This is a genomic window from Rhizobium sp. SVR5-9E (assembly GCF_056755095.1).
This window is the reverse complement of sequence record NZ_JBNDHS010000020.1, coordinates 1-15,157: the sequence shown is the minus strand read 5'-3', so window position 1 is coordinate 15,157 and position 15,157 is coordinate 1. Positions and strand designations below refer to the sequence as shown.

Genomic DNA, 15,157 nt, shown 5'->3' with positions numbered 1-15,157 from the left:
AATGACATTTCTTGCCGCCTTCTCGATGGCTCTCAATCTTGCCGTGCTGTTGCCGGAAAGGGCCGCCGCCGAAGAGCAGGTGGTGATTGCGACCACGGGCGGCGCCTATGATGCCGCGCTCAGAAAATACTGGTTCGATCCTTTCACAGCCGAGACGGGGATCAAGGTCGTCTCTGTCGCCGCGACCAATGCCGAGATGCGGGCAAAGGCGACCGCCATGGTCAAGACCGGTAACGTGACCTGGGATCTTTACCCCGACGGCGAGATCCAGGCGGGCTCGGATGCCCATAAGGCGACCTCTGAAGATCTCGGCGGGTTCTGCGAGACTTTCAAGGGCCGCTCCGATCTGGTTGGAGACGCCTGTATCGGCGCTGGCGCGCGACTTTTCTCGACAGCGACGCTGATGGTCTACAAGTCCGACGCCTTTTCCGGCGCAGCACCGGCGACCTGGGCAGACATGTGGGACACGAAGCGCTTTCCGGGAGGGCGGGCCTTTCCCAATTTCGACGACCCATGGCGGGTCATGGCTGCCGCATTGCTTGCGGACGGCGTAGCGAAGGACAAGCTGTTTCCCTTGGATATCGACCGGGCGCTCAAGAAGCTCGAAACCATCCGCGCCGACATTTCCGTCTGGTGGAAGACAGGCGACCAGAGCGTTCAAGGCTTCCGCAATGGCGACTACTCAATCGGCGAGATCTGGCTGACGCGTGCCAATGCGCTGAAGGAGGAAGGACGCGCTGTCGGCTGGTCCAACAAGGCATCCTTTCTGGTCGGCGACCGCCTGACGGTGATCAAGGGCGCCCCGAACCGGGAGAATGCCTTGAAACTCATCGCCTACTGGCTGGATAGCCCCGAGGCGCAGGCTCGGGTTTGCGAGGAGCTTCTGTGCACACCGCCAAGCAATAAGGCGATCGCGGTCATGTCTCCCGCGGCGCGCGCGGCGCAACCGAGCGAGGAAGATCTGCGCGATCACATTGTCGTTCCAGATGCTGACTGGATCAACACCAACGCAGCCATGATGCTCGAGCGCTGGAACGCCTGGATCCGCTAGAGGATAGAATGCGCGGCCGGCGTCATATGGCCGGCCGCATTTGCGCACCGCCATTGAGGCTTCGTCCTGCCGTTCATGGGTACCGGCGCTCGCAAAACTGGGCGGGTCCGACACGACGAGCGCCAAAGCCTCCCGCCAGTCCACGCACGATATCGATCTTAGCGATGAGCGTCGGCTTTGGTCGATTGTAGCGGCCGGAAGGTAGAGGACTATCACCACTGTTTGGGGAGGCAGCCGGGTTGATGGGAAGCAAGGATAATGAATCAGGGGGCCTCGCGTCAGCGCGCTAAAGCATGGGTATCCCAACGATAAGGATCGCGATTAGTCCTGTTATCATGAGCGAGGTTTCAATCAGGAATGTTGCCACATGGCGGCCCGTCATGTTCGGAAAATTGGATTTCACGTAAAGCTCCTTCTTGGGTTATTTTTCTAACAAGCCCACTATAGCACGCGCATGCATAGAATTTTTTTATTTTTTCGGCTGACGTATCGAAGAGCGTGGCGGGTTACCTTGTTTAAAACCGTTCGGGGCGCACAGGAACGGAGCGCGACCGGCGGAACCGTACCGGTTCGTCGACGCCGGCCCGGAAACTCAGGGCGACCATCGGGCCGACGCCCGGTGCCGTCATCAGCAGCTTGCAGGTGTCGTCGCTCTCGGCCAGCCGTTCCATGAGGTGGTTCATCGCCGGTTCCGGCTGCTACTCGCTGTTAACGTAGCGCCAATTCATCATTGACGAGCAGCCTTTTCTGCCTAACTCATTATCGACGCTGATGCGCCAACCCACAGCAACCTACAGCGCCTGGCCGCGGCAACCCTTTCCCGGTCTAAATAGCCGGTGCCGTGGTCTGCGACAGGGTTCGCCTTCTTTGCAACACAGACGAGCCCTGTTCGTACGCCGGCATCACTTCACCGCGCTGTTCGACGCTCTCGAAAATCGCACGCTCATGCAGCGCGACTTTGGGAAGCTCAAGCCGTTAATGGCCCATGGGATCTCTCCACCCCTACGAAGTCCAATGCGGCAAGGGCTCGTCATTTTTGAACATTTTGCGCGAGCCTTGGTCGTACCCTCCTAAACACCGGCATGCCTTGATCGAACTGGAACTCAGCGCCCGCTCGACTCGTTGATTCGATGGATTGCGCACATTGCCTCTCTTGCAAGCGCATCCGGCCAGCAATGCTGGCGACCTGACCCCTCATCCACTCTCCACAGGCAGGCGGGTTCTTTTTGTCCTTACGGTATCGAACGGGAACGCTCCCTGATGCTGATCGTTGATTGGGATGGCCGCGCGCTAGTCTTCCTTACCTCAGTCGCCAGCCGACTAGCCTCCGGCTGGTGCCGCGTGGTCACCTTTTCCCCGTAGCCTGCCCCGCTGCGGCGGGGCTTTCTTTGGGAACATTACCGAACCAGACTTGTTGGAAGAGTGATCGGGCGGCGAACTTCCTGTTCACATGATGACACCCTTCATCATGATGTCGTCAGGTTCCACGTGCCGTAGGACTTTCGTAGGTTCACTACGGCATGAAGGACGACGGGGGTTCGGTTCGTGAGTCGAGCCCTCGTCGTACAGACTATCTCCCGATGACGGCCGAGCCAGTCCGGCGAATGGCGTCCGCAATGGCGGTGATGCTCTGTCGCGCACATGCGCACCAAAGACGAAAGGGGATCGTCCCCTGCCATTCGTTGAACGGCGCCGGCTTGGGAATGCGCACCCAAGCATGAAGCAGGTATCGAGGGTCTTCGTCATAGGCCCGCTGCGTCACGCCGTTCATCGTTGCGCCGCCGGGGTTCTGCGGATTGTTGGAGTAACCGCCTTCGTTCACCAGCACCTTGGCGAGAGAACGTGCGAATTCTTTTGCAGGGTCGATGACCTGAATTGTTGAGCTCCAGATTGTGTTGGGTTAGGCGAAAGGCGGTCGCGAAGGGTGCCTGCTCATCCTGATATCTTGCGATAACGGGACAGATTGCCGCCTGATATAGATAGTAGGTCTTGAGCACCTCACGGACGTTAGAGAGCGGCCGCAAGGGGTGAGTGGTTAAGCTGCGGCCCGCTCTTTCTTAATTTTTCGAGGTGCGCGAATGTTCTGGGATTTCTTCACGCTTGCTTTGATCTTCACTATGCTGCTCGTCGGTCGCGAAGCGCGGACAGTGCTTGCGAAGGCGCGACTATCAAACTGGCGCAGCTTCACACTCCGCTAATCGTCTCGGTTCGAAATGTGCCCGGTGGATCTTAAACGGCGGTTATCACCTTACTGGTTCATTTCGATGGTCGAATCAGCAGATCCCGATCTACCTCCTCGGGCCGCACGTCCTCCTGCAAAAGGAGACCCGGCAAGGCCCAGACCCGATGCTGGGTCTTTCCCCGTCACGGCCGGATTATCTCCGGCCACGCGGCAACGAATGTTTTAATCGCCAGCTGCGGAGTTCCCTCCGCCTCCCAAGGATTCTGAAAACTTGTCACGGCGCCCTATTTCACTCTCAAGCAAGGGAGGCTCTGATGAGATTTTACGTTTATGCCATTCATACGGACGAGACGCGAAACCGTCTGCACGATGTCTTTGACAATAGCGCTGACGCCGAGGCGCTTGAGAAGCACATGCAGGAGCAAATTCGACCCGGTGACAACTACTTCGTTACGATGTTCCCTGCTGAGAACGTCGATGAAGCCAGGGCCAAGGCGGACGAGATGCGCCCGCTGCCTCAGCTGAATAGTTGATTTTCTACAGCTTCGCGATCGACGTCGATGTCAGGCCCTGCGTCTTGAGCACTGGCATGGCTTACCCTCGGGGGATGAGATGAATGAAATGGTAGACGGAAGCCGCATCAACCTAAAAGGAAGGGCAACTGTGAGGCCGAAGCGGTATGGAGGTATCCTGGTGTTCCAACGCGCGAACAAGCGCACCTTGAGCGGATCGGCAGCTTGAATGGTTGAAGCGTAGACGCTGATGTTGCAATCTCTGCTCTCATCTGAGAGCAGAGATTGAGACATCTGCCGATCTCCTTACTCCACGCCACCTCGGAGGCTCTGCATCGCAAGGCTTCCGAAGTGATTTCGTATTACTGGGAGCACCGCCTCAGCTCAGCTCTGCGAAAATCATCACTGCATATGCCACCTTGCAGGCCGCCCGTGGGCGGCGAGCATGTATATCAGCAGCTCGACGATATGCATTCACATCTCCAAAAGAAAAACCCGCCACACGGGCTGTCAGTAACGAGCCTGGCTGCGCCGAAGCGTTGCCGGTATCGTGTCGTCTCGATAGTCAGCGACTGATGCCATACTCTTGGGCCATCTTGGCCTGAAGCGCGCACTGGGCCTTCTTCTCTTTTTCAATCATCGAATTGATCACCCGCGCCTGCATGCCTTGGGCATTGGTGAACTGCATTCTCGATGTTGCGTCGAGGTCGGCTATCTTGGCCATGAACGCGGTAAGCTTCTCATCGTCAAGCTTATAACCGCAGGCATCAGCACCGCCGATGACCTGTGCTGCTTGGTTGGCGAAGACGAAATCATCTGTGTTCAGCGTTTGAGCCGATGCGCTTCCGGCGAGGAGTGCAACATAGATGACGCCCAAATGCACACGCATGGCGAATCCTCCGTGAGGATTGCAACGTGACCCGCCTCAACCGGGTTTCATCATGATCGTTGGTTGGCTGATCGCCATTCTTGGAAGAGCGAGGCCGATTTCGGCCACGGTGCTCCCGGACGGGCTGGTGGCGTGGTTAGCGTGGGCGATTCCTCAACCTCACCGCTCCGACGGTGCAGGAGAGTCTGGCGCGTTATGATCATCGCGCATTGCAAGCATCGCAAGTAAAGCGTCGCGCTCTGGACCGAAGGGGCGCGTATTCAGAAACACCTCAACAGCAGATATCGTCTCATGCCCTCCGGAGGAGGGGTTACCGCGGTGGAGGACGAAATCCTCCTTGGTGACATCGTCAGTACCTAAAAACCAGCGATCACCATTCGAGCTAGCTGCAAAATGCATGAGACAGGTCATATCGCTCTCCTTGCTTAGAAGGATGTAGGGCGATCAGTACAATTTGCGAACCTTTTTGCGGCCCTTTGCTTTTGACGATCAGAAAACAAAAAAGGCCGGAGCGAAATCGCACCGACCTTCCTCACATCGCATCTCAAACCAGTGCCAGTACATCCGTGGTCAAAAGCAGAAAGCGACTGCGGCCTTGCGAGCGACAGATGCATGCCAGCGCTCAATCAGCAATGCCGATGACCATCATCTAGAGGCGCATTGTGTTGATAACAAGTTGCGCAGAAAATTCCCCTATTGGGTAGCAGATGCCGCCACGCCTTAGGGGGCGTATTGAGCGGCAACTAAGTAGATCGGTTCTGGCAGCCTGGGTCCCCAGCGGAGCCGTGCCCACAACAAAAGGAGGCATTCGTGACACTGACGCGCAGAACTTGGCCGGCATCACGGTCGCAGGCACGGACTTCAGTGCCATATTCCACGGAGATCGCCTGGGCTTTCGAGATGCTCGCTCGGAGCGGTCATTCAATCACGCCCTTGCGAATAGCTGCCGCCACGAGCGCCGTGTCCTTATAGACGGAGAAGGTATCCTTGAGAGATTCGATGTGCGTTCGAACGGTATGCACCGAGCACCCAAGGATCATAGCAATCTCTTGTGCGCTCTTGCCGTCGCACATCAGAGTGAGGATTTCCCTCTCCCGCTTGGTAATATGTAACTCGCTCAAACTCGGACTCTTCCAACTGCACGCTGCACTCTTCCGACTAGATATAAGATCGCTCATAGCTAATATTGAATGCATCGCTGTTATTTTCTCACAAGCCGCGACTTTCCTCTTTCCTCGCCTTCCGGCTCGACGGCTGAGCAGCATGCTCGCGGCTCGAATGGCGTTGATAGGCGCGACTGCATAAGCCAAATCTAATTTGCGGACGCTATTGAAGTTCCTTCATTCAGCCCAGTTAAGTATTTGTCTGCACGACGCGGACCAGAAAGCCCGTACAATGACAATCCCCGAGAACACGTGGGGATCGGCTGTTTTGCTGCATTGGACAGCAAACCGCAGATGGAAGATGGTCGGCAACGCCGCGCAAGCCTTCGATCTTTTGACCACAGAATGGCCTACCACCAGCGGAACGGCCTTCTTTCGTGCACTTCAGATGTGCTCTGGGGCCGGTGAAGGATTGTTCTCTCCGTTTCAAGCCCGCCTTGCCTTTCTGGAGGCGGTCCAGGAAGCTCATATCGCTACGCGCTGAAACGTGTGCGCCTCGAATTTTTGGATGTTGCGAACCTGCTGTACGTGCGTAACGTAATCGCTGCTGTTGAGGGGGCTCGGGCCATGACTAACAGGCGGTGGATCACACCCATTTTGGTAATCTGCAACAAAACTGGCGAGATCCTGTCAGTCAACACGACCAAAGATGCAGTGGACATCCTTACGAGCTCATGGCCTCAAAAAGAAGGCAACGCCTATACTAACGCTATTCAAATTTGTGCCGATGTTGCAGCCGGAATAGCGACGCCAGACCAGGCGCGGGAGGCGTTCATTGGGGCTGCCCGGGAGGCAAACGTTCCGATAGAAATCTCTTTGGCTTTGTGAGCGGTCCATCAGGCGAGCGCCGGGAGGAGCTCGCCGAGCTGTTGACCGACAACGACGTCGAAACGCTGCGCCATCTGATCCGGGCGCTGACCTCGGACCTTGCCTACCTGCAAGCATGGTCGGTGGCCGCGACTGGCGGCCCACCATCGCTGGCGCGCGGAGCTGCACGAGATCGATGCCGACCACAGCATGCCAGATGCGGTGGAACAGACGCTGCGTGACCGCGGTTCCTGAGCACCACAGGGCAGCATGCGGCCTCGACGGTCAGGCGGCGGCTGGCGCACTCTGCGACGCTGACCAAATGGCGCGGCTTGGAAGGTGCCTTTCCCTCCCCTGCGCTGAAGTCCGCGATCCGGCTGGCGGTTCGGGCCAGCGCCCGACCCCGTCAGCGCAGCAGCAAGAAAGCGCTAACAGCCGACGTCTTGGCCCGTTTCTTCGCAACCTGCCGCACCGGCAGCCTGCGTGACCTGCGCGACCGGACAATCCTCATGGTCGCCTTCGGATCTGGTGGCCGGCGCCGCATCGAGATTGCGTCTCTCCGCCGTGAAACAGATCACGGCCGAGGAGCCGGGACGGCACGACGCTGCCTTCGATCTCGATCTATCTCGGCCGCACTAAGGCCAGCGAGGGCAATCGCGACGAGGTCGTCTACCTGATCGGTGCCCCGTGGATGCCTTGAACGGCTGGCTGCTTGCGGCGAAGATCGAGAAATGCATCGTGTTTCGGGCAATCGACCAATGGGAACACCGTCTCGCGGCGGGCCATCGAGCCACAGGCCATCAACGCAATCGTCAACAAAGGGCAGCGATGGCGGATTGGATCCCATAGACTATTCGACCCACAGTCTACAGTCTGGCTACCCTACCGAGGCTGCCATTCGAAACTTTTCCTTGCTTGTGGCCATGGATCAATCGCGCCATCGGTCGGTGCAACAAGTCTCAAGCTATTATAACAATGTAGAGAGACGGAGCGGACGCGAGGCGCGGATGCTGTGAGCCGTCGACGAGCGAGTTGCGCAACTCTCCGTCTAGGACAGTCCAAACGCGTTTCGCGCTGTGATGCAAGCATGATCGCCGGGAACGCATGCACGGCACACGTGGGGTCGAACTTCATAGACGAGGCAAGATGTCTGTGCGCCGACGCGGCCCAGCAGCGCTAAACAGCGCGAGCCGTCGCAGCGCATGCCTCGTTGATCTGCGGCGACGAAATGCGCCGGAACCCTTTCGAGGGCTTCGTCGGTTTCCGTGGTAAACCTTGGCCAATCCGACGAATACGAGCAGCACGCGCCGCATGTCTGACAGTCGAGGTCGACTGATCCGAACTCGAGAGGCGCGACATCCCGAGGCCGGTCATCATGCCCGCTACCGGATGGCCGTGTCACTTGTGCTTCAACAGCCACATCTTTCCCGCCATCGTTATCGCGTGCGCGGAATCCGCGGTGCTGACGTCGGGATTAAGGCCGCGCACCAACCCCTGCTCTCGGAGCTGCTCCAAAGTGGCGGCCGTTATGAACTTTACCTTGATCGGGCGTTCCTTGAAGCGGTCAGACCTTGCATAGGTGACGGTGGCATTGAGATGCGTCCACCTTTTTGCATCTTGAGGATAAAGGTCGCCGTCCTTCGCAAGTTTCAACCCCCTTATTTGGGTTGGCGTCAACTCGGCCGTCGGTGCGGCTATGGTGGTGCTGTTCATCTCAGTACCTCTTATGGGAAACGCTCGCGGCCAATGTCCGCGACAAGGGCTATCCGGTCTTATGCAGCGGTTTTCCAGATATGGAACCAACCTGGACCGGAGCGCGTCTTCGTGCCGCAGGTAACGATCGCCCGTCTGCTAGGACTCATCGGCCACAAAGTTCAGACGGAAAAGGCCAGACGTCAGCCTGGCCTTCAATGCTTTACCCGCCATGCCAGTACATCCGTGGTCATGGAAGGCTTGAAATTTAAGCGGCCTGAAGCTGGCCTGCAGACATCTTGCCGGATTTGCGATCCTGCTCCAGCTGGAAGCCGAGCTTCTGGCCTTCAACGATCGAGCTCATGCCGGCGCGCTCGACGGCGGAGATGTGAACGAAAACGTCGGCGCTGCCGTCGTCAGGCTGAATGAAGCCGAAGCCCTTGGTGGCATTGAACCATTTAACTGTGCCAGTGGTCATAACGAACCCTTCCATAGCAAAGATTGATCTGCCCGCCGGGCGACGCACGGCGGTTGTTTCGACTTTTGAGAGGGAAAGATGATCAAGAGGCGCGAGGCGCTCGCAAAAGCAAAGATCGGCAAACAAAGTATCGACAGTGCTTAGTAGGCCACGGGCTCACTGGGGTCAACCTTACATTTTGGTGGTATTAGTGTGGCTGCGACCCTGCGTAGAAGCTTTGGGCTCTTGGACCGACTATTGAGGGTTCGTCAGAAACCCTGCAGGAGCCTTCAGGGAGAGGCGGAGGCCCTCCGGCCGCAATTCCCGTATGATCTCGCCCTGCAGAGTGCGCGTAACCATTGCCTCTAGTCTGGTTCCGAAACCCGTCTGGTGACCTGGAGCAGCGGGCTGGTCAGGCCCGTTGATCTCCTTCCAGAGCAGATGGAACGTCTCAGCTTCCGAAACAGCCTGAATCTCCAGCCTGCCCCCCGGTACCGACAGCGCTCCGTACTTGGCAGCGTTGGTCGCGAGCTCGTGGAAAAGGAGAGCTAAGTTGGTGACGTGCTCTTTCGGAACCTCAATGTCTTCACCCGTTAGCGTCCATCGGCTGCCATCTTCTTCCGCGAACGGCTTCAGGATACTCGACAACAGTTGAAACAACGTCGCAGGCCTCTCGCGAAACGCATCGTCACCGGTGAAGCTCGGCAGGGTCATCTCATGAGCACGCGAAAGGGCCACCAGCCGGTCCTTCATGTCTGCTGCCAGCGCGGCGGCCGAACTGGCATTGCGCGCCGCCAGCGTGATGATGCTACTCGTGATGGCGAACAGGTTTTTCACGCGGTGGTGCATTTCCCGCAGCAACAGATCCTGATGCTCTGCGGCACGCCTTCGCTCCGAGATGTCGCGCGCGATCTTGGATGCACCGATGATTCTACCTTTGCGATCTCTGATCGGGGAAATTGTCAGAGAGACGTCGATCAGTGTTCCGTCCTTCCGCCGGCGGATCGTCTCAAAATGTTGGATCCGCTCGCCGGCGCGAATCCGCGCCAGGATGCCGGGCTCTTCGTCGAGCCGATCCTCGGGGATGAGCATCGTTACAGGCTGACCGACGGCCTCGCCGACGTTATAGCCAAAGAGCCTTTCGGCCGCTTTGTTCCAGGTGGTAATGGTGCCGGTGAGGCTCTTGCTGATAATGGCATCTTCAGATGACTCGACGATGGCAGCGAGGAAAGCTGCCGCGTCATGGCCGGGACGTGCAGCTTTTACGGTTTCCTCGAGTTCGAGAAACCTGCCTTCGAAGTCTGGTAAATGCGGCTGGTCGTCGAGAGCTGGCATACGGTCCATTCCCTCAGGGACTGCAATTTTGACGCAAGAGTAGTCTGAAGACCATAACGCCTATTCTCGATGAAGAAACCCCTAAGGCGATAAACGGTTGCAAATTCGCGTGACGATCCTACGGTGCGGCTAACACAGCGAGACGGGACGGCCTCTTTGACACAAACACTTCCACGACTGACGACGGGAATCGCAGGCCTGGACACGATCCTCAAAGGAGGATTGGTCGAGGGCGCCTCATACATCGTGCAGGGCCATCCAGGCGCAGGCAAGACGATCTTTGCCAATCAGGTCGCGTTCGCGAGCATTTCCAGCGGCAGGTCGGTTCTCTATGTGACCCTGTTGGCAGAAACCCATGAGCGTCTTTTTCAGGCTCTCGGAACCCTCGATTTTTTTGACCGGGAAAAACTCGGCACGAAGGTGTCCTACGTCAGCGTCTTTCAGACGCTAAGGGACGAGGGTCTGTCGGCCGTAGTAAAGCTGATCCGGGAGGAGATCGCGCGACAGGGGGCAACCCTTTTGGTCTTTGACGGCCTGCTGAACGCACACGATCGTGCAGACACAGATATCGACGTCAAGACTTTCGTTGCCGAGGTGCAAAGTCAGGCGGCGTTCGTTGGCTGCTCCGTCCTTTTCTTGACCAGTACACGCGTTGCCGAAGATAGCCCTGAGCATACGATGGTGGATGGGGTCATAGACCTACATAATGAGCTGGTCGGGGTGCGCTCCGTAAGACGGCTGCAAGTCAGGAAATCCAGAGGAAGTGCCGCTTTAGGCGGTCATCATCAGTTCGAGATCACTTCAGCTGGGATCGTTGTCTATCCGCGGCTTGAAGCAGCACTCGCAACATCAAGCGTTCCCGATCAGGCTGCGTCTGAGGTGCTGACTTCGGGAACTGAAGGCATGGACGCAATGGTGGGCGGCGGTCTGCAGGACGGTTCTGTTACGCTCGTTTTTGGTCCCTCCGGCTGCGGCAAGACTTCACTTGGTCTGAATTTCCTGGCGCGCGCCAGCGAGGAAGAGCCGGCGCTGCATTTCGGCTTCTACGAAACCCCTGAACGGCTGATGAGCAAGGCCCGCGCGCTTGGGCTGGATCTGGATAAGCCGGTGAAAGCGGGCACCTTGAAGGTCATCTGGAATCCGATGACCGAAAACCTTCTCGACAAGCTCGGGCATCGGCTACTCGACGAAGTAAGGGCACAGCGTACCAAGCGTTTGCTGATCGACGGACTGGGTGGTTTCGAACGCGCCGCAATCTACCCGCCGCGCCTGGTGGAATTTTTTGCGGCGCTTACGAACGAACTACGGGCGCTTGGCGTTACGGCTATTGCGACCTGGGAATTGCGCGAGCTTTTTGGCCCGAGCGTCATGGCGCCGGGATCGGAAATCTCCAGCCTCCTGGATAATCTGGTGATGCTGCGCCATGTAGAGATCAGCTCTCGCTTCGTACGGACCATTTCGGTGCTGAAGGTGAGAGATAGAGCTTACGAACCGGTGATCCGCGAAATCGGCTTCGGGTCGAAAGGACTGTTGGTTGGACCGCCGCTGGAGCCTGTCTCCGGCGCGACGACGGGATTGGCAAAACCGGTCGGACTCTAGCATTTTGAAGAGGAAGCAGGAGCTGGATGCCGCTGATCGTGATCGCCGAGGATGAATTCCTGATTGCCGACGTGCTCGTCATGATGCTGGAGGATGCCGGTTACGAAGTAGCGTCGGCTCCTCATGGAAGGGCAGCCCTTGCTCTGGTGCGTGAAAAGAACCCAGCGCTTGTGGTAACGGATTTTATGATGCCGCTGATGACGGGCCTTGAGCTCGCAAAGACGATGAGGGAAGATAAAGACCTCGCCCACATCCCTATCGTTTTGGTCACCGGCGCGCAGGGCGGTATCGGTCGAGCTCATCCAAACGTCTTCGATGCCGTACTGGACAAACCCTACAATGAAGAGAAGCTGATCGAGACCGTATCCCGCCTCCTGTCTTGATGGCGGATCCTTGGCCCCGTCGGCCAGATCCCTCGCCGGCTCCCTACCGCTCCAACGCGCCGTTAACTGCTGCTGCAAGCGCGCGAATCTCATCCACGGTGTGATCGGCGGTCGGGCAAATTCGCAAGCCGGCTCGACCGGAGGCCACAGTTGGGAAGAAAATCGCCGAGACATAACTTCCGGCATCGAGGACGAGCCTTGCCGCGCCGATTGCCGCCAGCTCTTCGCCAATGACGACCGTCCGGATCGGCAGCGGCGATCCCGCCTGGGCCGTCGGCACCAGTTCATCGAAAAGCGCAATGTTTGCAGCAAGTCTCCGCTGCCGCAGCCCGAGTTCTTCCGTGCGATGGAGCCTTTCTGAGGCCGCCGCCGCTCCGATTGCAGCAACATTGATCGAAGCCGAAAACGCATGGGCGAGCGCGAAACGGCGAAAGATCTCCTCGTGCTCGCTTGTGCCGAGCATCAGCATGCCACCGGATGCGCCGAAGCCTTTACCGAGGGAGGCTGCGATGATCGTGCGGTCACCGAGCCCATGCGGTATCTGCGAGCGGGCATAGCCTGCGCCCTTCTCGCCGAAGATCGAGATGCCATGCGCATCATCGATGTAGAGGAACAGACCATAGCGCCGTTGCAATTCGAGGAGTGCGGCCACCGGAGCGCTTCCGCCCATGGAATAAACGCCGTCGCAAATGAAGGCGACACAGGGATGCGCCTGGCAGATCTCCTCCAGATCCGCAAGGTTGTTGTGAGATATGGTGCGCACATCGGCTTCCTCGGCGACGACCGGCTTGTGATAGGCAAGCGTTGCGTGCGCCAGGCGGTCGAAGACCATGACCGGCTTCACACCCTCCGTCAGCGCCCCCGAAGCAATCAGTGGCAAGGCGCTCATATTGGCGGCGAGCACGGTCGAATAGGTGATCACGCGCGCATCAAAGAGGTCTGAGAGCGCCTCCTCCAGTTCGCCAAGGGCTGCAAAGTTCAACCTGGTTCGCGCGCAGGACCAGTGAAGCGCGCCATAATGCATGACCAGCGCCGCAGCACCGGTGGTGATCGCTGTATGATTGTCGAGGCCGAGATAGGAACAGCGCACGAAATCGGTCACCTCCCGCGACTTGCCGTTGGGCACGCCGATCTCGACCCGCCGTCCTTTCAGCGGCCTGACATAAAGTGCCATCAGACCGTTGAGATGGGCGGCGGCGAAATGCGGCGCCGACGTCTGGATGAGGGCTGCCGTATTGCGATATCGCGAAGGCCGTTCGTCACGCTGCTTCTCATTCTGCATGGGATCCTCCTCCCGCACCAAACGGTTCAAGCGTAAGGAGGAGTGACCACTTCATACAACGAAGCCTGGACGAAGATTTCGATAAGATTGCGTGACGGCCGCCACGCGAATGTGACGGTGTTACGTCGTCTTGACGGCATAGCCCTCGCCGCGAACCGTCCGGATGATGTCGCGCCCAAGGGCCTTCTGCAGCGACCGGCGAAGACGCGCCACATGTACGTCGACCGTGCGCGGATCGACGAAATTGCCGGCCGGCCAGACAGCCTCGATAAGATCGAGCCTTGCAAAAACCCGCCCCGGCGTCGTCATCAAGGCCGACAGGATGCGGAACTCAATGGGGCTGAGGCCGACCGGGCTGCCATCTACGAAAGCCTGGCGTGTGTCGGGGTCAAGCCGAAGGCCGGGATGCGGCGGTGGTGTGGACAAAGGGTCCGCCCCAGTCCCCTCCCCCCAGCCGCGAATGAAGGTAGGAGAGAAGCCTTGAGGGTTTCAGGGGTCGGATGAAGTTTTCATCGGCGCCCGATTTCAACACGTCGATAAAGGGCACGCCGCCTGCCACCAGCGCAATGATGGGCACATTGCCTGGGAGGCTCTCCTGTCTGACGCGCGAGGAAAGCTCGGAAAGAACAGCCGATCCCGGCTGGCAATCGACGAGCACTGCAGCGACTTTCCCTTCGGCGATCAAGGCGATCGCAGCCTCGACGCCGTCGGCGAGAAGCGCGGGATAACCGTCGGTGGCGAGCACGTGCGAGAGCATCAGGTAGTAGTCGGCATCTTCCGAGAGGATTGCAATGCCGGTCTGTATGAGACTCGTGGGAATCTTGGCTTGAAAAGACATTTTGCTGTCACAACGGTTAGCGTGTGCGGGCCGACAGCAACAACTTACGGCCAGCAATTCCTCCATATAGGTGCATTAAAACACGTAATACGGGATTTATGAAGGCTTGCGCTGCGTTTTTTGTTGTAACATAATAAAATTAGCCTGCATCGAAGGACGACGAGCCTGAGAGGCTGCCAGAGGACGGCACGTGATCGTGGCCCATTGCGGTTTCAACGTCCGGCATCCAATCATGATCAACTCGCGCTGGACGGTGACAGGACATCGTCGATGCAAAATCCGATTGATGCGCTGGCCGGCCGGCTGGACGCTGCGGAGTCTGAAGGCATTTCTGTGGACGCGGCGGCTGGTGCTGCCCGCCTGGTCTATGGACATAACGCCAAAACCGCAGTCGCGTGGTGCGCGATTCATGCGCGCGGCAACGGGCGAAGCTCGGACTATTCGTTCTGGCTACGCGTCTTTCATCATCTCGGTCATGACGGCTGATCAGCCCTCCCCGACGTCGCGGCAGGGAGCATGTAAAAGAGGTACCGGCATCACTTACCGTGGGAGGCGAAAGCGAAGCCGCACGACCGCGAGACTATCGCTGACGACACGCGAGCCGCCGCTAAACCGATCACGGAATATTCAAACCCGGTTGGCAGACGCGCGCCGGGGCGCCCACCGCCCGGGCGCGGCTTGGTCCGTCCCCTCCCCTCCCCCGCTCCTTGCATCAGCGAGTACGTGGGGCAAAATCGGTGGCAGCGTTTCAGTGAGAGAGCATAGAAGTGTGCATAACCCTGCGCTTTGAGAGTTGATTGCTAGCCCGGGGATTCTCTTGCCGGGGCAAATCATGATTCGATTCTGTCATGAAGAAGCGGCTCCCCTCCCCCGAGCATGCCGACACGCTTTCGCTGAATGCGTTGCGCAGTCTGGTGTCCGGTCTGTTGGAGCGGTCGCAGCAGGCGGAAGCCCGGCTCGCGAAGCT

The 15,157-nt window shown here is 58.4% G+C and carries 17 protein-coding genes and 3 pseudogenes; 8 read left to right on the top strand and 12 right to left on the bottom strand.

All coding sequences use genetic code 11. The features are described 5' to 3' along the window. The first annotated feature begins 25 nt into the window (after nucleotides 1-25). Nucleotides 26-1,051, top strand: coding sequence for an extracellular solute-binding protein (locus ACPYOJ_RS12155; RefSeq protein ID WP_481416520.1), 1,026 nt, complete (start codon nucleotides 26-28; stop codon nucleotides 1,049-1,051). A gap of 539 nt (nucleotides 1,052-1,590) precedes the next feature. On the opposite strand, the pseudogene ACPYOJ_RS12150 reads toward ACPYOJ_RS12155, so the two are convergent. Together ACPYOJ_RS12150 and ACPYOJ_RS12145 are read right to left on the bottom strand one after the other, a co-directional pair. Beyond that, nucleotides 1,591-1,692, bottom strand: a pseudogene (locus tag ACPYOJ_RS12150) (transposase); the annotation flags it as partial. 929 nt (nucleotides 1,693-2,621) lie between these two features. Beyond that, a complete protein-coding gene (locus ACPYOJ_RS12145; protein ID WP_481416474.1) occupies nucleotides 2,622-2,873 on the bottom strand; it encodes a glycosyl hydrolase 108 family protein in 252 nt (83 codons plus the stop codon). A gap of 674 nt (nucleotides 2,874-3,547) precedes the next feature. Between ACPYOJ_RS12145 and ACPYOJ_RS12140 the strand changes: the two genes are divergently transcribed. Next, entirely contained in the window at nucleotides 3,548-3,766 is a 219-nt protein-coding gene (locus tag ACPYOJ_RS12140; RefSeq protein ID WP_481416473.1) for a hypothetical protein, read from the top strand. Between the two features lie 544 nt (nucleotides 3,767-4,310). Here ACPYOJ_RS12140 and ACPYOJ_RS12135 read toward each other — a convergent pair. From ACPYOJ_RS12135 to ACPYOJ_RS12125, 3 genes are all read right to left on the bottom strand, one after another. Next, nucleotides 4,311-4,634: a hypothetical protein gene (locus tag ACPYOJ_RS12135; protein ID WP_481416472.1), complete on the bottom strand. Its 324-nt coding sequence runs from the start codon at nucleotides 4,632-4,634 to the stop codon at nucleotides 4,311-4,313. 159 nt (nucleotides 4,635-4,793) lie between these two features. Then, complete coding sequence (locus ACPYOJ_RS12130; RefSeq protein ID WP_481416471.1) at nucleotides 4,794-5,045, bottom strand: hypothetical protein; 252 nt, start codon at nucleotides 5,043-5,045, stop codon at nucleotides 4,794-4,796. Between the two features lie 506 nt (nucleotides 5,046-5,551). Further along, nucleotides 5,552-5,755 carry a response regulator transcription factor gene (locus ACPYOJ_RS12125; RefSeq protein ID WP_281408129.1) on the bottom strand — a complete coding sequence of 68 codons (204 nt, stop codon included), beginning with the start codon at nucleotides 5,753-5,755 and terminating at the stop codon, nucleotides 5,552-5,554. Between the two features lie 274 nt (nucleotides 5,756-6,029). Between ACPYOJ_RS12125 and ACPYOJ_RS12120 the strand changes: the two genes are divergently transcribed. The 3 genes and pseudogenes from ACPYOJ_RS12120 (at nucleotide 6,030) to ACPYOJ_RS12110 (ending at nucleotide 7,620) form a co-directional block, all read left to right on the top strand. Beyond that, nucleotides 6,030-6,281 carry a DUF982 domain-containing protein gene (locus tag ACPYOJ_RS12120; protein WP_481416519.1) on the top strand — a complete coding sequence of 84 codons (252 nt, stop codon included), beginning with the start codon at nucleotides 6,030-6,032 and terminating at the stop codon, nucleotides 6,279-6,281. 83 nt (nucleotides 6,282-6,364) lie between these two features. Then, a complete protein-coding gene (locus tag ACPYOJ_RS12115; protein ID WP_481416470.1) occupies nucleotides 6,365-6,625 on the top strand; it encodes a DUF982 domain-containing protein in 261 nt (86 codons plus the stop codon). Beyond that, nucleotides 6,622-7,620 (top strand): annotated as a pseudogene (locus tag ACPYOJ_RS12110) (site-specific integrase). The gene ACPYOJ_RS12115 and the pseudogene ACPYOJ_RS12110 overlap by 4 nt, the downstream one beginning before the upstream one ends. Nucleotides 7,621-7,652: 32 nt before the next feature. On the opposite strand, the pseudogene ACPYOJ_RS12105 reads toward ACPYOJ_RS12110, so the two are convergent. The 4 genes and pseudogenes from ACPYOJ_RS12105 to ACPYOJ_RS12090 all read right to left on the bottom strand — a co-directional run. Next, nucleotides 7,653-7,937: pseudogene (locus ACPYOJ_RS12105) on the bottom strand (YkgJ family cysteine cluster protein); the annotation flags it as partial. 65 nt (nucleotides 7,938-8,002) lie between these two features. Next, nucleotides 8,003-8,317 carry a hypothetical protein gene (locus ACPYOJ_RS12100; RefSeq protein ID WP_168833165.1) on the bottom strand — a complete coding sequence of 105 codons (315 nt, stop codon included), beginning with the start codon at nucleotides 8,315-8,317 and terminating at the stop codon, nucleotides 8,003-8,005. Nucleotides 8,318-8,564: 247 nt separating this feature from the next. Beyond that, entirely contained in the window at nucleotides 8,565-8,774 is a 210-nt protein-coding gene (locus ACPYOJ_RS12095; RefSeq protein WP_481416469.1) for a cold-shock protein, read from the bottom strand. 234 nt (nucleotides 8,775-9,008) lie between these two features. Further along, on the bottom strand, nucleotides 9,009-10,088 hold the full coding sequence (locus ACPYOJ_RS12090) for a PAS domain S-box protein (protein WP_481416468.1): 1,080 nt from the start codon (nucleotides 10,086-10,088) through the stop codon (nucleotides 9,009-9,011). Nucleotides 10,089-10,244: 156 nt separating this feature from the next. On the opposite strand from ACPYOJ_RS12090, the gene ACPYOJ_RS12085 reads away from it, so the two are divergent. Further along, the gene (locus tag ACPYOJ_RS12085; protein WP_481416467.1) at nucleotides 10,245-11,687 is read left to right on the top strand and encodes a DUF7125 family protein; all 1,443 of its coding nucleotides are present in this window, start codon (nucleotides 10,245-10,247) and stop codon (nucleotides 11,685-11,687) included. Nucleotides 11,688-11,713: 26 nt separating this feature from the next. After that, on the top strand, nucleotides 11,714-12,070 hold the full coding sequence (locus tag ACPYOJ_RS12080) for a response regulator (RefSeq protein ID WP_481416466.1): 357 nt from the start codon (nucleotides 11,714-11,716) through the stop codon (nucleotides 12,068-12,070). Between the two features lie 43 nt (nucleotides 12,071-12,113). On the opposite strand, the gene ACPYOJ_RS12075 is transcribed toward ACPYOJ_RS12080, so the two are convergent. The 3 genes from ACPYOJ_RS12075 to ACPYOJ_RS12065 form a co-directional block, all read right to left on the bottom strand. Beyond that, entirely contained in the window at nucleotides 12,114-13,352 is a 1,239-nt protein-coding gene (locus ACPYOJ_RS12075; RefSeq protein ID WP_481416465.1) for an aminotransferase class I/II-fold pyridoxal phosphate-dependent enzyme, read from the bottom strand. 120 nt (nucleotides 13,353-13,472) lie between these two features. After that, entirely contained in the window at nucleotides 13,473-13,778 is a 306-nt protein-coding gene (locus ACPYOJ_RS12070) for a winged helix-turn-helix domain-containing protein (RefSeq protein WP_481416464.1), read from the bottom strand. Beyond that, nucleotides 13,741-14,190, bottom strand: a complete 450-nt coding sequence (locus tag ACPYOJ_RS12065; RefSeq protein ID WP_481416463.1) for a hypothetical protein — start codon at nucleotides 14,188-14,190, stop codon at nucleotides 13,741-13,743. Before ACPYOJ_RS12065 ends, ACPYOJ_RS12070 begins: the two co-directional genes overlap by 38 nt. A 270-nt stretch (nucleotides 14,191-14,460) precedes the next feature. Here ACPYOJ_RS12065 and ACPYOJ_RS12060 point away from each other — a divergent pair, with 270 nt between their 5' ends. Then, nucleotides 14,461-14,676 carry a hypothetical protein gene (locus tag ACPYOJ_RS12060; RefSeq protein ID WP_481416462.1) on the top strand — a complete coding sequence of 72 codons (216 nt, stop codon included), beginning with the start codon at nucleotides 14,461-14,463 and terminating at the stop codon, nucleotides 14,674-14,676. Nucleotides 14,677-15,157: the final 481 nt, after the last annotated feature.